Source organism: Streptomyces sp. NBC_01428 (assembly GCF_036231965.1).
Lineage (GTDB): Bacteria > Actinomycetota > Actinomycetes > Streptomycetales > Streptomycetaceae > Streptomyces.
The window spans coordinates 8,275,756-8,296,169 of record NZ_CP109499.1 but is presented as its reverse complement, the minus strand read 5'-3'; the positions used below and the strand labels follow the sequence as shown (position 1 = coordinate 8,296,169).

Below are 20,414 nucleotides of genomic sequence, written 5' to 3'. Positions count from 1 at the left end.
AGACGGTCCGGGCCGCCCGAGCGGCCCGGGTCTCCTCCGTGCGTCGGCCGCCTCAGTGCGTCGGCAGCACGCACACGCTGTCGAGGCCCAGCACGTGGTTGAGCCGGCCGAACGCCAGCCACGAGCCGATGCTCATGCTCAGCTCCACGATCTCCCGCTGGCTGTAGCACGCGGTCATCCGGCCCCAGAACTCCTCGTCCAGACCGTGGTGGTCCAGGGCGTACCGCTCGGCGTACTCGGCGGCCAGCCTGGTCCGCTCGTCGAACGCGTCGGTGGTACGCCACCCGGTCACGGCGTCCGCGAACTCCTCCTCGACCTTCAGGCCGTCCCGCTCGGTGCGCCAGTCGAGGCAGAACATGCAGCCGTTGATCTGCGCGACGCGCAGCCGCGCCGCCTCGAACTCGCGCAGCCCCAGCGTCGTGTGGGCGTACACCGACAGCGAGAAGTTCGCAGCCGCCATACCGATACCGGGGACCATGTCCCCCCACACGTACCCGATCGGCTCCTGCCCCTCGGGGATGTCGATGTGCATGGTCATGGTCGTCACTTCCTTCCGAGTCGGCCGACTGCCGGTCGCAGCGGGACGTCGAGTGCGTCGTAGAGGCCGGGCTCCGCGTCCACGAGCCAGTCGACGGCGCCGACCAGCCGGCCGACGGCGGTGGCGTTCCCGCCCGCGGAACGGTTCTCGCCCTCGTCGGTCGCCTCGACGGTGACCTCGATCCGCGGGCGGCCCTCGATGATCACGCGGTGGGCCCCGTCGCCGTCGGGCGGCGTCGGCCAGTCCGGCGCGCAGGACGCGTGGATGCGGGTGACGTGCTCGATGACGATGAGGGGCTCGCCGTCGACGATCCCCTGCACCTCGAAGCGCACGGCGCCCTGCGTGCCGGCCGCGAACTCCCCCATCGTGCGGGTGGTCACCGTCGTCGCCAGCGGACGACGTTCCAACGTCTCGCGGATCTCGTCGAGTTCGACGCCGAGGGCGCGCGCCATCAGCCGTATCTGGCCGCCCCACACCATCGTCGGGATCGACGGGGCGAGCATCAGCGGCTCGTAGTCCATCGGCTGTCCCATACCGACCAGGTGGCGGACGGACTCCTCCTGTTCATAGGTGGAGTAGTCGAAGATCTCCTGGCAGCGGATGGCGTCGATCGTCGTGCCGAGGCCGCTGATCAGCAGGGGCAGCACGTCGTTGCCCCAGCCGGGGTCGACACCGGAGACGAACAGGGAGCCGCCGCCGTCCGCGATGGCGGCGAGCATCGGCTCCCGGAACTCCGGCGGCGCGTTGCGCTGGTCGTAGAGCGGATAGAGAGCGGGGGTGACGACGACCGCGCCGGCCCGGATCGCCCGGGCGATGTCGGCGAGCGCCTCGTCGGGCCGGATGTCGCCGGATGCCGCGTAGACCACGGCTCCCGGGCCCTGGGTGAGGGCGGCGTCGATGTCGTCGGTCGCGGCGAGGCCGAGGCCGTGGTCGAGCCCGGCGAGGTCGCCCGCGTCGCGGCCGACCTTCCCGGGATCGTGGACGAGCACCGCCGCGAGTTTCAGCTTCGGGTGGGCCTCGACGGCGCGGATGGCCGCGCGGCCGACATTGCCGGTACCCCAGACCACCGTGGAAATCATGCGCGGAGGGTAGCGAGCCGACCGCGAGGTTCCCATAGCCGTGACCGGGGAAAAGATTCCGGCCCCGGACGGGCACGCCCCGGGGGCCGGGCGGGCCCGGACCGGCCGGGGCGACAGGACCTAAGCTCGGGTGCATGGCCAAGTACTTCGACGTGCACCCGGACAACCCGCAGCGCCGCATCATCAGCCAGGCGGTGGAGATCGTCCGCAGCGGTGGACTGATCGTCTACCCGACGGACTCGTGCTTCGCGCTCGGCTGCGCGCTCGGCAACAAGGACGGCATCGACCGCATCCGTTCGATCCGCCAGCTCGACGAGCGGCACCACTTCACGCTGATGTGCGAGGACTTCGCGCAGCTCGGGCACTTCGTACGGATCGACAACGCGGTCTTCCGGACGGTCAAGGCGGCGACGCCCGGCAGCTACACGTTCATCCTGCCCGCGACGAAGGAGGCCCCGCGCCGGCTGCTGCACCCGAAGAAGAAGACGGTCGGCGTGCGCATCCCCGACCACGTCGTCGCGCAGGCGATCCTCGCCGAGCTCGGTGAGCCGCTGCTGTCGAGCACGCTGCTCCTGCCGGAGGAGGACAAGCCGCTCACCCAGGGCTGGGAGATCAAGGACCGGCTCGATCACGTGGTGGACGCCGTGATCGACTCCGGCGACTGCGGTACGGAGCCGACGACCGTCGTCGACTTCTCCTCCGGGGAGCCCGAGATCGTACGGCTGGGCGCGGGCGACCCGTCACGGTTCGAGTAGGCGGGGAAACGGATCCGCGCCGTGGGTCGTCCTCGCGGAGGACCCACGGCGCGGTCGCCGTCGTTCAGGCGGTGCCGGTGGTGCCGGTCAGCTGGTCGTCAGGGCGGTGTCGTCCACGACGAAGCTGGTCTGGAGCGAGGAGTCCTCGACGCCGCTGAACTTCAGCGCGACGGTGGAGCCGGCGAAGGAGGACAGGTCGAAGGTCTTCTGGACGTAGCCGGTGGCCTTGTTGAGGTTCGAGTAGGTCGCCAGCGTGGTGGAGCCGGCCGTGACGGTGAGCTTGTCGTACGCGGTGCTGGTGGTCGTCTCGGCCGTGTCGATGTGCAGGTAGAAGGTGAGCGTCGCCTTGCAGCCGCTCGGCACGGCCACCGACTGGGACAGCGTGTCGGTGTGGGTCGAGCCGTAGCCGTCCAGCCAGGCCTTGTAGGAACCGCCGTGTGCCGCCTGGCCGGTGTCGGTCGTGATGACTCCGCTGCTGGCGGTCCAGGTGGTGTTGCCGGACTCGAAGCCGGGGTTGCCGAGCAGCTGCTTGGCGGTGCAGGTGCCTCCGCCGCCCGACGAACTCACCGTCCAGGTGAACGTCGCGGTGCCGGTGGCACCGGTGCTGTCCGTGACGGTGACGGTGGTGCTGTACGTCCCCGCGGTCGTCGGCGTGCCGGTCACGGCGCCCGTCGAGCCGTTGATCGACAGACCGGCCGGCAGACCGGACGCCGCGTAGGTGAGAGAGCCGCTGTTGGTGCTGCTCGCCGCGATCTGCAGGCTCACCGCGGTGCCGACGGTGGCCGACTGGCTGCCCGGGTTGGTGACGGTCACTCCGCTCGTGGGCGGGGTGACGTGGCTGCCCACGTTGATGCCGGCGAAGGCGTTGGCCACCCCGGCGTACTGGGCCGAGCCGGAGCCGTAGAGCGCGGTCGCGGCGTTCAGCGCGGCGGTGCGGGCACTGGCGTAGTTGGTGCTGGACGTCATGTACGTCGTCAGCGCCTTGTACCAGATCTGGAGGGCCGCGGCCCGGCCGATGCCGGCGACGGCGACACCGTCGGAGGTCGGGCTGTTGTAGGTGACACCGTTGATGACCTTGGTGCCGCTGCCCTCGGAGAGGAGGTAGAACATGTGGTTCGCGGGGCCCGAGGAGTAGTGGACGTCCAGGTTGCCGACGCCGGAGTACCAGCTGTCCGCCGAGCCGCCGTCCTTGCTGGGCTTGTCCATGTAGCGCAGCGGCGTGCCGTCGCCGTTGATGTTGATCTTCTCGCCGATGAGGTAGTCGCCCACGTCGGAGGAGTTCGCCGCGTAGAACTCGACGCCCGTGCCGAAGATGTCGGAGGTCGCCTCGTTGAGCCCGCCGGACTCACCGGAGTACTCCAGGCCGGCGGTGTTGGAGGTGACACCGTGGCTCATCTCGTGGCCTGCCACGTCCAGCGAGGTCAGCGCGTGGGTGCCGCCGGAGCCGTCGCCGTAGGTCATGCAGAAGCAGCTGTCGTCCCAGAAGGCGTTGACGTACGCCGAGCTGTAGTGGACGCGGGAGTAGGCCGCGACGCCGTTGTTCTTGATGCCGCTGCGCCCGAAGGTGTTCTTGTAGAAGTCCCAGGTCATCTGGGCGCCGTAGGCCGCGTCGGCGCCGGCGGTCTGGGTGTTGGAGCCGGCGCCGGTTCCCCAGGTGTCGTCGGCGTCCGTCATCAGGGTGCCGGTCCCGGAGGTGGCGTTGTTGAGGCTGTAGGTCTTGTGGCCGCCACGCGTGCTGTCGGTCAGCTGGTAGGTCGAGCCGGACAGCGTGGTGTTCAGCGTCACGGTGCCGCTGTACTGGGTGTTGCCGGTGCCGGTCTGGACGCCTTCGTACCGGCTGAGTTCCTTGCCGGTGGTCGCGTCCGTGACGACGTGCAGCTTGCTGGGCGTGCCGTCGTCCTGGAGCCCGCTGACCACGGTCTCCCAGGCGAGGCGCGGGGTGCCGGTGCCGGCCCAGATCACCTTGCGGGCGCTGTCGGCCGCGGGCTTCTGCGCCTTGAGCGCCTTGGCGGCCTTCAGGGCCTGGGCGCCCGCGGCGGTCCTGGTGAACGACGCGGTGGTGGTGGCGACCTTGATGGTGTGCTTGTTGTTGAAGGTCGTGCCGACCGTTCCGGTGGCCCGGGAGGCGGGCGGGGTGTGGACGACCACGTCGCCGCCGAGCACCGGGAGTCCGGCGTAGGTGCGCTCGTAACGGGTGTGCAGGGTGCCGTCGTTGTCCTTGACGACGTCCTTGACGACCAGCTTCTCCTTCGGGCCGAGACCGAGGAGACCGGCGGTGTCCGTCGTCCGCTGCGACGCCTTCGTCAGCAGGGCGGTGTGCTGGGCGGGGGAAAGCTTCGCTTCCAGCCCCCCGGTGCGCAGGGGGGTGGTGTGGGGGGCGGGGTCGGCGGCTGCCGGGACCGTCTGTATGCCGACGGCCAGGAAAGCGGCGGTGGCCACCAGGGCTCCGGCCGCGGTCGCCTGACGGGGGATACGTCTCACTCGTACTCCTACTGCTTCGGCCGCGGTCGGCGGCCGGTGACAGACCGGGCAGACGGGTGTGCTGTCCGGGACGAGCTGAGCAGGGGCGTGCGGGAACGCGACCGTGGGCAGGTCGGACGCGACCTGCCGTACAGGTGGGGGAAGGATTGCACTGTTGACCGATGCATGACATCGCCTCGCCACCGATCGAGGGTTATCCCTACGCCGCGGTGAGGGAACACCCTGCCGGCCGCCGTGCCGCCGCACGTCACCGGCGTCCTCGCGCCCCGCGTCCCGCCGGGCCGCGATGATCGTCCCGTCGTTTAATGAGGGCGTCGGAGGGTCCTCTTCCCCCGGGAGCAACGCATGTCGGCGACGCAGGCCACTTCAGGGGGCGGGCAGGACAAGCCCGGAACGCTACGGCGGCTGGGAGAGTGGTGTGCCCGCCACTTCGTGATCGTGATCGTGGCCTGGCTGGTCGTCCTGGCCGTGCTGCAGGTGCTGAACCGCTCGTTCGGCGGAGAGTACTCGGACAACTTCACCCTCCCCGGAGTGCAGTCCACGAAGGGCGTGGACGTCCTCAAGGAGCACGACCCGGCAGCCGGCGGCTACAGCAGCCAGGTCGTGCTGCGGGACACGCAGAAGCCGCTGACGTCGCTCAGTTCCCAGATGAACCAGACGGTCGGCGATCTGCAGAAGCTGCCGCACGTGCTGGCGGCGCAGAACCCGCTGCCGCCGCCGGGCTCGCAGTCGTCGGGTCAGTCCCAGCAGCCGAACGTCGGACCGCTGTCCGACGACGGGAAGACGGCGTACATCACCGTCCGCTTCGACGTGCAGCCCTCGACGCTCGGCGACGATTACCTCCACGGCGTCGACAGCGCCGTGAAGCCGCTTCGGTCGGCCGGTGTCGACGTCGAGTACGGCGGTCCGCTGGGTGAGCTGGCCCGCCCCGCGGCCAACGACCGGATCAGCGAGGCGATCGGCTTCGCGGTGGCGATCGTCGTCCTGCTCGTCGGCTTCGGCAGTGTGATCGCCGCCGGTCTGCCGCTGGTGACCGCGCTGATCAGCGTGGTCGGCGGTCTGGCCTGTCTGGGCCTGCTGGCCGCCGCGTTCACCTTCGCGACCGTGTCACCGACCCTCGCCACCATGATCGGACTCGGCGTCGGCATCGACTACGCCCTGTTCCTGATCACACGTCACCGGCAGAACCTCATCGACGGCATCGATCCCGTGCACGCGGCGGGACGGGCGACCGCGACCAGCGGCCGGGCGGTCCTCGTCTCGGGGTGCACCGTCATCATCGCCCTGGCCGGGCTGTCCGTCTCCGGCGTCTCCTTCATCAGCAAGCTGGGCCTCGCGGCGGCCGTCACGGTCGTCTCGGCCGTGGCCGGCGCGCTCACCATCGTCCCGGCCCTGCTCGGCCTCATCGGCCGGCACATGGACCGCTACCACCTGCGCAGGCCCGTCGCGGAGACGGACGCCGATCCCGGTCAGCCCGCACACGGCACCTGGCACCGCTACGCCCAGCGGGTGGAGCGACGCCCCTGGTGGTTCCTCACCGGCGGTGTGATCACGGTCGTGGTGCTGGCCATTCCGCTGTTCTCCATCCAGCTCGGGCACATCGGGGACGGCGCGGACCCGACGTCCTTCACCGACCGGCGGGCGTACGACATCATGTCGAACGCCTTCGGACCCGGCTCCAACGGGCCGCTGACCGTGGTCATCGACCAGACCGACGTGCCGTCCGACCAGCGTTCGGCGCTGGCGTCGAACGCGAAGAAGGCCCTCACCGGCGTGCCCGGCGCGGCCACCGTCACCCCGCTCACCGCCACCCAGGACGGCGACGTCCTGGTGGGCACCGTCTTCTCCAAGCAGTCCCCGCAGGACCAGGTGACCACCGACCTGACGAACCACCTGGTCGACGACACCCTCCCGCAGGCCGTGTCCGGCACCGTCGCCAAGGGCTATGTCACCGGGACCACGGCGGCCCAGGTCGACTTCCGTGACATCGTCGCGAGCAGACTGCCGCTGATCATCGCCGTGGTCGTCGCCCTCGCCTTCATCATCATCCTGATCGTCTTCCGCGGACTGCTCGTCGCGCTCAAGGCGGCGGTGCTCAACGTCCTGTCCATCGCCGCCTCCTACGGGGTCGTCGTCGCCGTCTTCCAGTGGGGCTGGGGCGGGCCGTCGCTCGGGGTGGCGGGCAAGGTGCCCATCGAGAGCTACGTGCCGATGATGATGTTCGCGATCATCTTCGGGCTCAGCATGGACTACGAGATCTTCCTGCTGTCGCGGGTCCGCGAGGCCTGGCTGCGCACCGGTGACGCCAAGGCGAGCGTCGCGCACGCCCTGGAGATCACCGCACGGGTGATCACCTGCGCCGCCCTCATCATGGTCAGCGTCTTCGCCGCCTTCATCCTGAGCGACAACATCGTCGTCAAGATGCTCGGACTCGGACTCGCCGTGAGCGTGCTGATCGACGCGACCGTCGTACGACTGCTGCTCGTTCCGGCCGTGATGACACTGCTCGGCGCCCACGCCTGGTGGACGCCCCGGTGGCTCGACCGGATCCTGCCGCACATCGACACCGAGGGCGAACCCGCACCGCACGCCGCGGATCGGGCACGTCCACCGGCCGACGGGTGACACCGGTCGCGTGATCGTCGAGCGCGCGTACGCCCATCTCCCCGCCGGGCCCGGCCCGCAGGACGGCGTCGACCGGACCGGCTGGCCCTGGTCGGTGCCGTGTGTCCGGCAACTGCTCGACGAGGGCCTGCGGTTCACGGCGCCGGTGACCTTCCTGGTCGGGGAGAACGGGTCCGGGAAGTCGACGCTGGTCGAGGCGCTCGCGGAGGGGTTCGGCCTCGACTCCTACGGCGGTTCGCACGACTGGCGCTACGCCTCCGCCCGCGAGAAGTCGGCGCTCGGCGAGCGCATCCGGTTCGACGCGGCGCCCCGAGGCCGGCGCATGGCCACGAGCTGGGCGGCCCGCAAGGGCTTCTTCCTGAGAGCCGAGACCGCGCTGGACGCGCTCGGCAGGGAAGGACTCGCGCCCGAGTCGGTCAGCCACGGAGAGGGCTTCCTCGCCGCGTTCCGGGGGAAGTTCACGCAGGCGGGGCTCTACGTCCTGGACGAGCCGGAGGCCGCGCTCTCCTTCTCCTCGTGCCTCGAACTCGTCGGGCACATCGACCGGCTGGCGAAGGAGGGCGGCCAGGTCGTCTGCGCCACCCACTCCCCTCTCCTGACGGCGCTGCCGGGCGCGGACATCGTCGAGGTCGGGGACCACGGCATGCGCGGGGTCGACTGGGCAGAACTGGACCTCGTGAACCACTGGCGCCACTATCTCGCCGACCCACGGGCCTATCTGCGGCACATCGTCGAACCCTGACGGCGGCCCCGTCCCGCCGTCGGCCGGGCCGTCCACCGGGACGACGGGGGCGCGGACGGAGGGCGCGGGCGGCGGAAGGCGGGCGGGGGCGGCGGACGGCGGGCGCGGAAAATCCTGGTGCCGCGTACCGGACGCATCCCTAGCATGGTCCGGTGACCCACCTCGAACCGCTCCGCCCGGACCACGCCGCCGCACTGCTCGCCTTCGAGCGGGAGAACCGCGCCTACTTCGCGGCGTCGATCCCCGACCGCGGCGACGCCTTCTTCGCCGGCTTCGACGCCCTTCACCGTGAGCGGCTGGCCGAACAGGCGGCCGGCCTGTGCTTCTTCCACCTCGTGGTGGACGACACGGGCGCGGTGCTGGGCCGTGTGAACCTGGTCGACGTGGCGGAGGGCTCGGCGGACCTCGGATACCGGGTCGCCGAACGGGCGGCCGGGCGCGGACTCGCCACGGCCGCGGTGCGGGAGGTCTGCCGGCTGGCCGCGACCGCGTACGGACTGCGCACCCTGCGGGCCGCCGCGACCGTCGACAACGCGGCCTCCCTGGCCGTGCTGGCCCGCACGGGCTTCCTGCCCGCCGGTGACCTCGTCCTCAACGGCCGTCCGGCACTCCGCTTCACGCTCGCCCTCCCGTCGGCGGGCCGCGCGGCCCCCGGGGAGGACGGGATCAGGCCATCGGTTCGGCGGCCGGGTTGATCGGTGTCTGGTAGGCACCGCTGGCCAGCATGCGCACCTCGCCCACCGGGCTGATCTCGGCGCGCAGGATGCCGGTGGGATCGCTGTACACGGGATGGCCGCCCGGACCCTTGGCCTCCGTCCGTTCGACGATCACCTGGTCCGTGACCATGCGCGCGTCCGGTCCGGGATGGGTGAAGGTCAGCCGGTAGCGGTCCACGGTCTTCATGCAGGCCTCCCGCGCCGAAGCGGCAAAGTAGACAAAAGGGATACGTGTCCATGATGCCGCCAGATGTCCGCGAGAGCAGCGCCGCTCCCGCCGACCGGGCTCCGGGACGTCCGTCCGGCCGCAACGCCGGGTGCTCACTGTGGGTGACGCCCCTCGCCACCAGCCGCCGGGCAGTGTAGACATAGCACATGGTCGGACTATTGGGTCGAACCCGGGCTCAGTCGACCCGCCGCCACAGCACAGCGCACCGACAGCGTGGGTCACACGAAGGCAAGCACCGACGCGGCCCGTCCAGCGGGCTCCGCTCCGCACTCGGCGGGCGCAGCGTCGCCGGACAGGTCTTCGTGCTGCAAGTGGTCATCGTGCTGCTCCTGGTCGTCGCCGCGGTGGTCGCCCTCGTGCTCCAGGTGCGGCACGACAGCACGCAGGAGGCCCGCGGCCGGTCACTCGCCGTGGCCGAGACCTTCGCCAACGCTCCGGGCACCCGCGCGGCGCTCAGCGCCCCGAACCCGACCGCGCTGCTGCAGCCCAGCGCCGAGGCGGCCCGCAAGGCGTCGAAGGTCGACTTCATCGTCGTCCTGAACACCGACGCGATCCGCTACACCCATCCCAAGCCGGACCGGATCGGGAAGAAGTTCGTCGGGACGACCGCACCCGTCCTCGCCGGGCACTCCATCACCGAACAGGTCAACGGGACCATCGGACCGCTCGTCCAGGCCACCGTCCCCATCAAGGCACCCGACGGCAAGGTCGTCGGCATGGTGTCGGCGGGCATCACCACGGCGAACGTCGGCGGCGCCGCCGACCGCCAGCTGCCCCTCGTGCTGGGCGCCGCCGGGGTGGCGCTCGCGCTGGCCACCGCGAGCACGGCGCTCGTGACCCGGCGGCTGCTGCGCCAGACCCACGGCCTCGGCCCGTACGAGATGACCCGGATGTACGAACACCACGACGCGGTGCTGCACTCCGTACGGGAGGGGGTGATCATCGTCGGCGGCGAGGGGCAGCTGCTGCTCGCCAACGACGAGGCGAACCGCCTGCTCGACCTGCCCCCGGACGCCGAGGCGCGGAGTGTCGAGGAACTCGGCCTCGACGCGGACACCGCGGAGCTGCTCGCCTCCGGACGCGTCGCGACGGACGAGGTGCACCTGGTCGGCGACCGTCTGCTGGCCATCAACCAGCGGCCGACCGATCTGCGGGGCGGCCCGGCGGGCAGCGTCGCCACACTGCGTGACTCGACCGAACTGCGCGCGCTCTCCGGCCGCGCCGAGACGGCCCGCGAACGCCTCAAACTCCTCTACGACGCCGGAGTCGGCATCGGGACCGGCCTGGACGTCACGCGCACGGCCGAGGAACTGGCGGAGGTCGCCGTTCCGCGGTTCGCGGACTTCGTCACCGTGGACCTGGCCGACGCGGTGCTGAGCGGACAGGACCCGGACACGGGCACCGGTCTGCGCCGCACGGCCTCCGGCGGCATCCGCAAGGACGCGCCGCTGTACCCGGTCGGCGAGCACATCGGGTTCATCCCCTCCTCGCCGCAGGCCCACAGCCTGCGCACCGGCGAGGCCGTCGTGGAGCCCGCCCTCGGGGGCGCCCCCGGGTGGCTGGACCAGGACCGCGCGCGCACGGCGCAGATCCTGGAGTACGGGATTCACTCCCTGATCACCGTCCCGCTGCGGGTGGGGCCGATGGTCATGGGAGTGGTGAACTTCTGGCGCTCCGAGAAGCCGGAGCCCTTCGACGCCGAGGACGTCACCCTCGCCGAGGAACTGGTGGCCCGCGCCGCGGTGTCCATCGACAACGCACGGCGTTACACCCGCGAGCACACGATGGCCGTGACGCTCCAGCGGAGTCTGCTGCCGCGCAGCCTGCCGGAGCAGAGCGCCCTCGACCTCGCCTACCGCTATCTGCCCGCGCAGGCGGGCGTCGGCGGTGACTGGTTCGACGTGCTGCCGCTGCCCGGCGCGCGGGTCGCCCTGGTCGTGGGGGACGTCGTGGGGCACGGACTGCTCGCCGCGGCGACGATGGGGCGACTGCGCACGGCGGTCCACAACTTCTCCTCGCTCGACCTGCCGCCCGACGAGCTGCTGGGCCTCCTGGACGAGCTGGTCGGCCGTATCGACCAGGACGAGCTGCCCGAGGGCGGTACGGCCGCGGTCACCGGAGCCACCTGCCTCTACGCCGTCTACGACCCCACGACCCGCCGCTGCACGTTCGCCCGGGCCGGGCATCCGCCGCCCGCGGTGGTCCGTCCCGACGGCAGCGTGGAGTTCGCCGACGTGCCCGCGGGGCCGCCCCTCGGTCTCGGCGGACTGCCGTTCGAGACGGCGGAGCTGGAGCTGGCGGAGGGCAGCCGGCTCGTGCTCTACACGGACGGCCTGGTCGAGGACCGGGAGCGCGACATCGACGTCGGTCTCGAAATGCTGCGCACCGCGCTGACCGGCGCCGACCGTTCCCCGGAGGACACCTGTCAGGCCGTGCTGGAGGCCATGCTGCCGGCCCGTCCGAGCGACGACATCGCTGTGATCGTCGCCCGTACCCACGCGCTGGGTCCCGACCGGATCGCGGAGTGGCACGTGCCGTCCGAGCCCGCCGCCGTCGGTGAGGTGCGTGCCGCCGTCACCCGGCGCCTGACGGAGTGGGGACTGGACGAGATGGCCTTCACCACGGAGCTGATCCTGAGCGAGCTGGTGACCAACGCCATCCGCTACGGCAACGGTCACATCGGGGTCCGCGTGCTGTACGACCGCACCCTGATCTGCGAGGTCCTCGACGGCAGCAGCACCTCGCCGCACCTGCGGTACGCGGCCTCGACGGACGAGGGCGGGCGCGGCCTGTTCCTGGTCTCCCAGATGGCCGACCGCTGGGGCACCCGCTACACCCCCGAGGGCAAGGTGATCTGGGCGGAGCAGCCCCTGCCCTGACGGCGGCCGTCGGGGCGGCGAGGAGGACTGCTGGTGAGGACGGCCGGTGAGCCGGCCGGACGCCACCGGAGCGGCGCGCGAAAGGGCCGGGCCCGGATGACCGGGCCCGGCCGGGAACGGCTGCGCGTCAGCCGGGTGGCCCCGGCCCCTCACCGGAGTCCCGTGTGTGCGCCGTACCGCTCACGCCCTCGCCGGCGCCGGAACCCTCGGCCGGCACGAGGGAGGCCGCGCCGCCCTGGAGGCGCTCCAGGTCGGAGGGGCGCACCTGGATGACGATCAGGGCGACGAGGGCCGCGAAGACGGCGAAGGCGGCCGCGGCGACGAAGGAACCCGAGATGCCGGAGGTCAGCACCTGGTCGCTGAACGGCTTCGGGAGCTGTCCCGTTCTGCGGAACTCCAGCCGCTGCGCCGGGTTCGCGGTCGAAAGGAACTTCTTGACCTGGTCCGTGGCCTCGTTGCGGCTCGCCGTGCCGAAGACGGTGACCAGCACCGACAGGCCGAGGGAGCCGCCCACCTGCTGGGTGGCGTTGAGGATGCCGGAGGCGGCGCCCGCGTCCTTCGGTGCCACTCCGGACACCGCCATCAGCGTCAGCGACACGAACTGGAGGCCCATGCCGAAGCCGAAGACGATCGTGGGGCCGAGGATGCTGCCGAGATAGGTGCTGTTGACGTCGGTGAGCGTCAGCCAGCCGAGGCCCGCGGCGGCCAGGATCGCGCCCACGGCCATGAAGGGTTTGGGTCCCCAGCGGGGCAGCAGGTTGGAGGCGAAGCCCGCGCCGATCGCGATGACCACGCTCACCGGCAGGAAGGCGAAGCCGGCCTTGAGCGGGCTGAATCCGAGGATGTTCTGCACGAAGAGGGTCAGGAAGAAGAACATCCCGAAGATGGCCGCGGAGAGGCTCAGCATCATCGCGTAGACGCCCGCTCTGTTGCGGTCGCGGAACATCCACAGCGGCGTGATGGGCTGTCTCGACCGGCGTTCGACGGCGATGAACGCGATCAGGAACACCACGGCCGCGCCGAAGGCGCCGAGCGTGATGGGGTCGCTCCAGCCCTCCTCCGAGGCCCGGATGAAGCCGTAGACCAGTAGCACCATGCCCAGCGTCGACGTGAGGGCGCCGAGGAGGTCGAAGTGGCCCGGGTGGCGCTCGGACTCCCTGATGAAGCGGGGGGTGGCGAGCACGATCAGCAGGCCGATGGGGATGTTGACGAAGAAGACCCATCGCCAGTCGAGCCATTCGACGAGGATGCCGCCCGCGAGCAGCCCGATCGCGCTGCCGCCCGCGGACACGGCGGCGAACACCCCGAACGCCCGGTTGCGTTCGGGCCCTTCGCGGAAGGTCGTGGTGATGAGGGACAGCGCGGTCGGCGAGGCGATGGCTCCTCCGACGCCCTGGAGCGAGCGTGCGGCGAGCAACTGCCAGGAGTCCTGGGAGAGTCCGCCGAGCAGGGACGCGAACACGAAGAGCAGGACGCCGAACATGAACATGCGGCGGCGTCCGAGGATGTCCCCGGACCGCCCGCCGAGCAGCAGCAGACCGCCGAAGGTCAGCGTGTACGCGTTGATGACCCAGGACAGGTTCTCGGTGGAGAACCCGAGGGCCGTCTGGATGTGCGGCAGCGCGATGTTCACGATGGTGATGTCGAGGACCACCATCAACTGGCACGAGGCGATGACGAGAAGGGCGATGCCGCTTCCTCTGCCCCGCTGCGGAGAGTCGGCGGACTCGGAGGATGTCACGTGATCGGCCGTCATGGAGAGGGCCCCGCATCTAGGGTCGGCGACGAACGTGCATGGTCACCCAACCGACGTTATGCCCGACCGCCCGACCCCACCAATCGATCTTCGTATCCGCCCGGAGACCCCGTCTCACCTGGCCAGTCGCCCCAGCAGGGAGGAGGCGGACAGGATGCCGAGGGCCGCGGCCAGGACGAGGACGCCGTAGTCGAGTGCCAGGTGCGCGTGGGTGCCGAGCAGCAGCCCGCGCAGCGCGTCGACCTGATAGCTGAGCGGGTTGACCTTGCTGATGACCTGGAGCCAGCCCGGCATGACCGCCACGGGGTAGAGCGCGTTGGAGCCGAAGAACAGCGGCATCGTGATGGCCTGTCCGATGCCCATGAGCCGGTCGCGGGTGAGAACGATGCCGGCGATCGTCATCGAGAGGCATGAGAAGAACGCCGAGCCGAGGATGACGGCCACCGCCACCCCGAGCAGCCGCAGCGGGTTCCAGGTCAGGGCCACGCCGAGCAGCGCGGCGATCACCACGACGACCACGGCCTGGATGAGCGCCTTCACCCCGGCGGCGAACGCCTTGCCGGTGATGAGCGCGGAGCGGGGCGTGGGCGTGACGAGGAGCTTGGTGAGGATGCCGGCGTCCCGCTCCCAAATGATCATGATGCCGTAGAAGATGGCGATGAACATCGCGGACTGGGCGATGATCCCGGGCGCCAGGTAGTCGAGGTAGGGGATGCCGCCGGTGGGGATGGCGTGGATGCGGGTGAAGGTCTCCCCGAAGATGAGCAGCCACAGGGCGGGCTGGATCGCCCGCGTGTACAGCTCGGTCCGGTCGTGCCGGAGCTTCTGGAGTTCGACCGCGCACATCGCGGCGACCCGGGCGGGCAGCACCCGCCAGCCCGTACGGGCCCGGGGCGGGACCACGAGCAGGTCGAGGTTCGTGAGCGGGGGCGCTTCAGCCGACACGGGAAGCGGTGCGGCGGGTGCTTCGGACATCCCTGAATTCTCCTGAACGGTCGTCGAGTCCACTGCCGGCGATGTCCCGGAACACGTCCTCCAGCGTGGGCAGTTCGCCGTCCCCGGTGGTTCCGCGGCGTTCGCCGAGGCCCTTCCTGAGCTGTTCCGGGGTGCCGAGGGCGCGGACGCGTCCGCGGTGCATCAGCGCGACCCGGTCGCAGTACTGGTCGGCCTCGTCCATGTAGTGGGTCGTCACGAGGACGGTCATGCCGGTGGCGGCGCGCACGGCGTTGATGTGCTCCCACACGCTGGTGCGGGCGATCGGGTCGAGACCGATGGTCGGCTCGTCGAGGATCAGCAGCCGGGGTGCGCTGACCAGCGCCTGGGCCAGCTCCAGACGGCGGACCATGCCTCCGGAGTACGTCTTGGCGAGCCGGTCGGCGGCATCGGTGAGGTCGACCGCGGTGAGCGCCTGCTCGACCCGGGCGGCGCGCTCACGGCGGGAGACGTCGAAGACACGGGCGAACAGTTCGACGTTCTCCCTGCCGGTGAGCCCGGAGTCGGCGGACAACTGCTGCGGGACGTAGCCCAACAGGCGACGTACGGACATCTGTTCCCGCGTGGCGTCGTGCCCGAAGACGCGGACCCTGCCGGCCGGGACGGGCAGGAGGGTGGTGATGCAGCGGATGGCGGTCGTCTTGCCCGCGCCGTTGGGTCCGAGCAGGCCGAACACCTCGCCGTCGCGCACGTCGAGATCGAGGCCGTCGACCGCGGTGGTCTCGCCGAAGGCGTAGACGAGCCCGGAGCACGACACGGCGTTCGGCGCGGCGGTCGTCCCGTCGGCCGCCCCGGTCGCCGGCGCCGTGCCCGCGGCCTCGGCCTCGGCAGGTGCCGCTTCCCCGGCGGCCGCCCTGCCGTCCCGCCGTGCGGGCTCCGCCGGTCCGCTCTCGTACCGTGTCATGACTCCTCGGCCTCCTCGTGCAGGTTCGCCGCCAGCTGGTGCAGGGCCGGCAGGGCGGCTTCCAGGGCCGCGCGCTCGGCGGGGTCGAGCCGGTCGACCTGGCGGCGCACCAGCACCGCGCGCCGCTGCCGCCAGTCACGCAGCCGGGTGTCGGCGGCGGGGGTGGTCAGCAGCCGGGCGGCCCGTCGGTCGGCCGGATCGGTCTCCCGGATCAGATAGCCGTCCCGGACCAGCTGGTTGACCAGCGTCGAGACCGAGTTGCCCGCCAGGTACAGCTCTTTGGCCGCCTCGGACACGCCGAGACCGGGCCGCTCGGCGACCAGCCGCAGCAGGTCGATCTCGGCGCCGCGCAGCTGCGGCCCGTCCGTGCCGCCGCGCAGCCGCCGTCTGATCAGCCGCTGCAGTCCGGCCAGGGCGTCCGACAGTGCCTCGGGGAAATTCTCCGGCTCCTGTTCCACGTCTTCGAGATTAGCTCTGTGTCAGAGGCATTTCGGGAAAGGGAGGGTCAAGAGGCGGCAAGCAGTGGACACCAGCCGTCCCGTGCGCCGGAGCGGGCGCCGCGCCCCGGGAGCGCGCGCCGCGTGACCCGGAACACTGCGTCCGGAAGGGCGCCCGGCGCCGAAGCCGAAGGTGTGCAGCCCGATTCGGGGGGTAACCGTTGACCTGCTCACCGGCGTCACCGACGCCGGACGATTCCCGACGGATCAGTGTCCTTTGGAGGTAGACGTGCCGGCCGAACCAGCTCCTGTGTCCATCGAGGTGACCCCGTACGGCGACGGCATCGCCCTGGTCACCGTCGCCGGGGAGCTGGACGTCGAGACGGCTCCCGAGCTGCGGAACCGGCTGGCCGACCAGATACGGGCGGGCCGCCGGCATCTGCTGCTCGACCTGTCCGAGGTCCCCTTCATGGACTCCTCCGGCATCAACGCGCTCCTGAAGGCGCACGACGAGGCCGGCCGCGCCGGCGGGAGCGTGTGCCTCGTGTCGCCCGCCCCGATGGTCCGCCGCGTCCTGGATCTCACCGGTGTCAGCCTCACGATCGCGTCGCTGGACGGCGTCGAAGCGGCACTCGCGCACGTGGGCGAGGGGACCTCGCCCCACTAGGCCTGTCGGTTCGCCCGAACCCCGTGCGGTCGCGGACCTCGCACCCGTACCCCGCACCGACCCCGTCGACCTGCGAAGAAGGACGTGAGACCGAGATCGTGCGAGCGATAGTTGCCATTTGACAACTATGGACGTGAGGCAACAAAGTGAGCGCCCCCGAAGAGCGGAGAGGAGCCGAGATGGCGCAGTGCGTGAGCGATGCGGAGCCCGGGCGGCTCGCGCATCGCGCGAGCCCGCGGCCGTCGGCCCCCGGCCCGGCCCGGCCCGCGGCTCAGGCCGTACGGACGGCCGGCGCGTCGTCCTCGTGGAGCTGGGCGGCCGCCGTCGCGCAGAAGGCCGCGAGGCCCTCCGCGAGCGCGGTCCGCTGCGCGGCCGGCATCTGGGCGAGCACCGCCTCCACGGCGCGCTCGCGCCGCGCGCGCAGCTCCGTGAGGAAGATCCGCCCGCGTGCGCTCAGGAACAGACGCAGCTCCCGGCGGCTGGTGGCGCTCGGCGCCCGCTCGATGAACCCCACGGCCTGGAGGCGGTCGCAGAGTCGGCTCGTCGAGGGCGGCGTGGAGCCGAGCGCGTCGGCGAGCGTCCGCAGGTTGATGCCTTCGTCGTGCTCCAGGATGAACAGCACGCGCAGCTGGGAGGCGGAGACCGGAGCCGTCGAGGCCCTCCCCCACAGGATCTCCAGCAGCTCGGCGGCCTCGGAGGTCACGCGAGCCACCTCACCGGGCTGTGGACGCGGGCCGGAGGAAGTCACGGTTTCACTCTCCCAGTCTTCTCGGGCACTGTCAGCCTGTCGGGGGCAAGGACAGGAGCAAAACACCTGTCAGGGGCTGGGACAGGAACAAAGCAGTAAATACCGGGTCCCTCGTATGCCGGTCCGGCTTCCCGGAGCTCGGACCCGGCATCGTACTAGTCGAAGAATGGCGTATCCGACATCGTGAACAGATTCGTGGCCGCGGAGCGGGCCTTGCGCACCGCGGCTCCCCACCAACTCCTCGACGCCGTCCGTGCCGTCCTGTGCGATCGGTACACGGCCGAATCCGTCGAGCTCTTCATGGCGGACTACGGTCTGACCGTCCTCCAGCCCGTGTCGGTGCTTCCGCACACCCTGGAACCGATCCCGGTGCACAGCAGCCCCGAGGGGCGGGCCTTCGGGGCCCAGGAGCCCTTCGTCGAGGAGCGCACCGGCCGGCGGGTACGCGCGCACCTCCCGGTGACGGTGCGCGGCGACCGGCTCGGCGTCCTGTCCGTCACGCTGCCCTCCGAGGCGTGTGACGAGGAGACGCTCGCCGAGCTGTCCGAAGTCGCGGAGGTCCTGGCCCACGAGGTGCTCGTGGCCGAGCGGGACACCGACCTGTATCTGCAGGCGCGCCGCAAGGACCGGCTGACACTCGCCGCCGAGATGCAGTGGCAGCTGCTGCCGGGCCGCTCCTGCGCCCGGCCCGAGTACGAGCTCGGCGCGCAGCTGGAGCCCGCCTACGCGATCTTCGGCGACAACTTCGACTGGTCGGCGAGCGCCGACCGGCTGCTCCTGTACATCACCAACGGCATGGGCGAGGGGATCGAGGCCTCGCTGCTCACGAACCTCGGGATCAACGCGCTGCGCAACGCGCGCCGTGCGGGGATCTCCCTGCAGGATCAGGCGGCCCTCGCCGACCAGGCGATCTACGCCCAGTACCGGGGCACCTCGCACCTGTCCGTGCTGATGCTCGACTTCGAGCTGTCGACCGGCCGGCTGCGGGTGATCGACGCGGGCTCGCCGCAGATGCTGCGGCTGCGGGGCAGGTCGGTCGAGCGGATCGGCTTCGAGGCCCAGCTGCCCCTCGGGATGTTCGAGGAGACCGACTACTTCGTGCAGGAGTTCCAGGTGGAGCCCGGCGACCGGCTCCTGTTCGTCAGTGACGGCGTGCACGCCGTCGCCGGCCCTGGCGGGGAGGCGTACGGGGAGAAGGCCCTCGCGATGGCGATCACCTCCACCCAGCTGCTGCCCGCGACGGAGGTGCCCCGTGCCGTGCTCCGCGAGCTCACCGGACACCGTGGCAGGCCCAAGCCGGAGGACGACGCCCTCGTGGTGTGCCTCGACTGGCACGGGCCGCAGGCGGCGGAGTAGGGCCGCGGGCCTCGCGCCGGCCGAGCGGTCGGGCGCCCGCCCGGTGGGCCGCTGACGTCGAGCGGGTGTCGGCCGCGATCGGGCCATCGCTACAGTTGCCGTACGACAAGAGATCATGCCCGGGCGGGAACACGCTCGTCGGCGCGGCGCACGGACGAAGGAGACGAACACGTGGCGGACCATCAGGCGGCGGTGCAGCAGGAGTCGGCGGCTCAGGAGGTCGGTGAGTTCCTGCGCAGGCGCCGTGAGCAGATCGCCCAGCGCTGGGCCGACGAGGCGCTGTTCCGCACCGTCTTCACCGTCTCGCGGGACGAGGCGGTGGAGGCCGGCCGGTCCGTCGTGGAAGCGCTCGCCGCGGTCGCCGCCGCGGGCCGCGTCGAGGACCTCGGGGCCGGCGGGTTCGCCACCGTGCGCGACCAGTTGGGGCGCATGGCCGCCTCCCGGGCGCGGACCGGCGCCACGTCCGCACAGATCGCCGACGAGGTGGCGGCACTGCGGCCCGCCGCGTCCGAGCTGCTGAGCGCGGATCTCGCCGACGGCTCCCGGGAGCGGGCCGAGGTGTGCGCGGTCACCCTCACCGCGCTCCTGGGCACCCTCCGCCTGGTCGTGCTGGAGACCACCCTCAGTGCCGGGCAGGAGCTCATCGACCGCCAGCGCCTCCAGTTGCTGGAGGTGGCCACGCCCGTGATCAAGCTGTGGACCGGCGTGGTCGCCGTCCCCCTCATCGGGACCCTCGACAGCGCCCGCAGCCAGGTCGTGATGGAGAGCCTGCTCGACGCGGTCGTCGCCCAGCAGGCCCGCTTCGCCATCCTGGACATCACGGGCGTGCCGACCGTGGACTCGCTGGTGGCCCAGCACCTCATGAAGACCGTCGCCGCCGCCCGCCTGATGGGCGCCGAGTGCATCGTCTCGGGCATCCGGCCCGCGATCGCGCAGACCATCGTCCACCTCGGCATCGACCTGGGCGAGGTCGTCACCCGCGCCAGCCTCGCCGACGCTCTCGCGTACGCCCTCAATCGCCAGGGCATCGCGATCGTCGACCAGGACCGCACCGGCCCGAGCGCGCGGTGAACGGCCCGATCGCCGGGCCCGCGGGCGCCCACGTCCCCGTACTGAAGCTCGGTGACGTCCTCCTGGTGACGTTGCAGGGCGATCTGCACGACGAGGCGGCCGAGCGGCTGCAGCGGGACATAGGCGAGGCCATCGCCGCCAGTTCGGTCACCGGTGTCGTCATCGACATCTCCGGGGTGGAGATCGTCGACTCCTTCCTGGGGCGGGTGTTCGCGGAGGTCGCGGCGCACGCCAGACTGCTCGCGGCGCAGACCGTCGTCGCGGGCATGCGGCCCGCCGTCGCCATCACCCTGGTGGAACTGGGCCTCACCCTGCCCGGGTTGCGCACCGCGCTCGATGCCGAGGAGGCCATGCGCCTGCTCACCGCGGCGCCGACGGCCCTTCACCACGGTCCAGCACGCCAGGAGCGCCCGTGACGGAGACTTCCGGCCGCGTCAC

At 71.3% G+C, this 20,414-nt stretch carries 18 protein-coding genes; 9 read left to right on the top strand and 9 right to left on the bottom strand.

The genetic code is table 11. From position 1 onward, the window contains the following. Positions 1–52: 52 nt before the first annotated feature. Together OG406_RS36190 and OG406_RS36185 are read right to left on the bottom strand one after the other, a co-directional pair. Complete coding sequence (locus OG406_RS36190) at positions 53–532, bottom strand: carboxymuconolactone decarboxylase family protein (RefSeq protein ID WP_266619777.1); 480 nt, start codon at positions 530–532, stop codon at positions 53–55. An 11-nt stretch (positions 533–543) separates the two neighbouring features. After that, positions 544–1,617 (bottom strand): NAD(P)H-dependent amine dehydrogenase family protein, encoded by a 1,074-nt coding sequence (locus OG406_RS36185; RefSeq protein ID WP_267051753.1) that lies wholly within the window; start codon positions 1,615–1,617, stop codon positions 544–546. A gap of 134 nt (positions 1,618–1,751) precedes the next feature. Here OG406_RS36185 and OG406_RS36180 point away from each other — a divergent pair, with 134 nt between their 5' ends. After that, positions 1,752–2,372 carry an L-threonylcarbamoyladenylate synthase gene (locus tag OG406_RS36180; protein ID WP_164370179.1) on the top strand — a complete coding sequence of 207 codons (621 nt, stop codon included), beginning with the start codon at positions 1,752–1,754 and terminating at the stop codon, positions 2,370–2,372. Positions 2,373–2,459: 87 nt separating this feature from the next. On the opposite strand, the gene OG406_RS36175 is transcribed toward OG406_RS36180, so the two are convergent. Continuing rightward, positions 2,460–4,853: a M4 family metallopeptidase gene (locus OG406_RS36175; protein WP_266853206.1), complete on the bottom strand. Its 2,394-nt coding sequence runs from the start codon at positions 4,851–4,853 to the stop codon at positions 2,460–2,462. A 345-nt stretch (positions 4,854–5,198) separates the two neighbouring features. On the opposite strand from OG406_RS36175, the gene OG406_RS36170 reads away from it, so the two are divergent. The 3 genes from OG406_RS36170 (at position 5,199) to OG406_RS36160 (ending at position 8,915) form a co-directional block, all read left to right on the top strand. Beyond that, on the top strand, positions 5,199–7,478 hold the full coding sequence (locus OG406_RS36170) for an MMPL family transporter (protein WP_164370180.1): 2,280 nt from the start codon (positions 5,199–5,201) through the stop codon (positions 7,476–7,478). Positions 7,479–7,488: 10 nt separating this feature from the next. Next, positions 7,489–8,220: an AAA family ATPase gene (locus tag OG406_RS36165; protein WP_267051752.1), complete on the top strand. Its 732-nt coding sequence runs from the start codon at positions 7,489–7,491 to the stop codon at positions 8,218–8,220. A gap of 152 nt (positions 8,221–8,372) precedes the next feature. Next, the gene (locus tag OG406_RS36160; protein WP_267051751.1) at positions 8,373–8,915 is read left to right on the top strand and encodes a GNAT family N-acetyltransferase; all 543 of its coding nucleotides are present in this window, start codon (positions 8,373–8,375) and stop codon (positions 8,913–8,915) included. Here the strand turns inward: OG406_RS36160 and OG406_RS36155 are convergent. After that, positions 8,887–9,123 (bottom strand): DUF6296 family protein, encoded by a 237-nt coding sequence (locus OG406_RS36155; protein ID WP_267051750.1) that lies wholly within the window; start codon positions 9,121–9,123, stop codon positions 8,887–8,889. The genes OG406_RS36160 and OG406_RS36155 overlap by 29 nt on opposite strands. Before the next feature lie 188 nt (positions 9,124–9,311). On the opposite strand from OG406_RS36155, the gene OG406_RS36150 reads away from it, so the two are divergent. Continuing rightward, positions 9,312–12,044 carry a SpoIIE family protein phosphatase/ATP-binding protein gene (locus OG406_RS36150; RefSeq protein WP_164370184.1) on the top strand — a complete coding sequence of 911 codons (2,733 nt, stop codon included), beginning with the start codon at positions 9,312–9,314 and terminating at the stop codon, positions 12,042–12,044. A 127-nt stretch (positions 12,045–12,171) separates the two neighbouring features. Here OG406_RS36150 and OG406_RS36145 read toward each other — a convergent pair whose 3' ends face one another. The 4 genes from OG406_RS36145 to OG406_RS36130 form a co-directional block, all read right to left on the bottom strand. After that, positions 12,172–13,800, bottom strand: coding sequence for an MFS transporter (locus OG406_RS36145; RefSeq protein WP_164370185.1), 1,629 nt, complete (start codon positions 13,798–13,800; stop codon positions 12,172–12,174). A gap of 114 nt (positions 13,801–13,914) precedes the next feature. Then, positions 13,915–14,775 carry an ABC transporter permease gene (locus OG406_RS36140; RefSeq protein WP_329189903.1) on the bottom strand — a complete coding sequence of 287 codons (861 nt, stop codon included), beginning with the start codon at positions 14,773–14,775 and terminating at the stop codon, positions 13,915–13,917. Beyond that, complete coding sequence (locus OG406_RS36135; protein ID WP_329189901.1) at positions 14,735–15,697, bottom strand: ABC transporter ATP-binding protein; 963 nt, start codon at positions 15,695–15,697, stop codon at positions 14,735–14,737. Before OG406_RS36135 ends, OG406_RS36140 begins: the two co-directional genes overlap by 41 nt. Beyond that, entirely contained in the window at positions 15,694–16,155 is a 462-nt protein-coding gene (locus OG406_RS36130; RefSeq protein WP_267051748.1) for a MarR family winged helix-turn-helix transcriptional regulator, read from the bottom strand. The genes OG406_RS36135 and OG406_RS36130 overlap by 4 nt, the downstream gene beginning before the upstream one ends. 268 nt (positions 16,156–16,423) lie before the next feature. Here OG406_RS36130 and OG406_RS36125 point away from each other — a divergent pair, with 268 nt between their 5' ends. Continuing rightward, positions 16,424–16,801, top strand: coding sequence for an STAS domain-containing protein (locus OG406_RS36125; protein WP_107482874.1), 378 nt, complete (start codon positions 16,424–16,426; stop codon positions 16,799–16,801). A gap of 271 nt (positions 16,802–17,072) precedes the next feature. On the opposite strand, the gene OG406_RS36120 is transcribed toward OG406_RS36125, so the two are convergent. Next, the gene (locus tag OG406_RS36120; protein WP_081222650.1) at positions 17,073–17,504 is read right to left on the bottom strand and encodes a MarR family winged helix-turn-helix transcriptional regulator; all 432 of its coding nucleotides are present in this window, start codon (positions 17,502–17,504) and stop codon (positions 17,073–17,075) included. Positions 17,505–17,732: 228 nt separating this feature from the next. Here OG406_RS36120 and OG406_RS36115 point away from each other — a divergent pair, with 228 nt between their 5' ends. The 3 genes from OG406_RS36115 to OG406_RS36105 all read left to right on the top strand — a co-directional run bounded on the left by OG406_RS36115 (position 17,733) and on the right by OG406_RS36105 (position 20,392). Continuing rightward, on the top strand, positions 17,733–18,905 hold the full coding sequence (locus OG406_RS36115) for a PP2C family protein-serine/threonine phosphatase (RefSeq protein ID WP_164370191.1): 1,173 nt from the start codon (positions 17,733–17,735) through the stop codon (positions 18,903–18,905). A gap of 171 nt (positions 18,906–19,076) precedes the next feature. Further along, a complete protein-coding gene (locus OG406_RS36110; protein ID WP_266610591.1) occupies positions 19,077–19,976 on the top strand; it encodes an STAS domain-containing protein in 900 nt (299 codons plus the stop codon). Beyond that, on the top strand, positions 19,973–20,392 hold the full coding sequence (locus OG406_RS36105) for an STAS domain-containing protein (RefSeq protein WP_266610593.1): 420 nt from the start codon (positions 19,973–19,975) through the stop codon (positions 20,390–20,392). The genes OG406_RS36110 and OG406_RS36105 overlap by 4 nt, the downstream gene beginning before the upstream one ends. The last annotated feature ends 22 nt before the right edge of the window (positions 20,393–20,414 follow it).

What these genes read in the sequence shown, in the direction of transcription:
- OG406_RS36140 (WP_329189903.1), bottom strand. Translation starts at nt 14,775, where the DNA reads ATGTCCGAAGCACCCGCCGCACCGCTTCCCGTGTCGGCTGAAGCGCCC.
- OG406_RS36170 (WP_164370180.1), top strand. Translation starts at nt 5,199, where the DNA reads ATGTCGGCGACGCAGGCCACTTCAGGGGGCGGGCAGGACAAGCCCGGA.
- OG406_RS36155 (WP_267051750.1), bottom strand. Translation starts at nt 9,123, where the DNA reads ATGAAGACCGTGGACCGCTACCGGCTGACCTTCACCCATCCCGGACCG.
- OG406_RS36145 (WP_164370185.1), bottom strand. Translation starts at nt 13,800, where the DNA reads ATGACGGCCGATCACGTGACATCCTCCGAGTCCGCCGACTCTCCGCAG.
- OG406_RS36135 (WP_329189901.1), bottom strand. Translation starts at nt 15,697, where the DNA reads ATGACACGGTACGAGAGCGGACCGGCGGAGCCCGCACGGCGGGACGGC.
- OG406_RS36185 (WP_267051753.1), bottom strand. Translation starts at nt 1,617, where the DNA reads ATGATTTCCACGGTGGTCTGGGGTACCGGCAATGTCGGCCGCGCGGCC.
- OG406_RS36150 (WP_164370184.1), top strand. Translation starts at nt 9,312, where the DNA reads ATGGTCGGACTATTGGGTCGAACCCGGGCTCAGTCGACCCGCCGCCAC.
- OG406_RS36180 (WP_164370179.1), top strand. Translation starts at nt 1,752, where the DNA reads ATGGCCAAGTACTTCGACGTGCACCCGGACAACCCGCAGCGCCGCATC.
- OG406_RS36190 (WP_266619777.1), bottom strand. Translation starts at nt 532, where the DNA reads ATGCACATCGACATCCCCGAGGGGCAGGAGCCGATCGGGTACGTGTGG.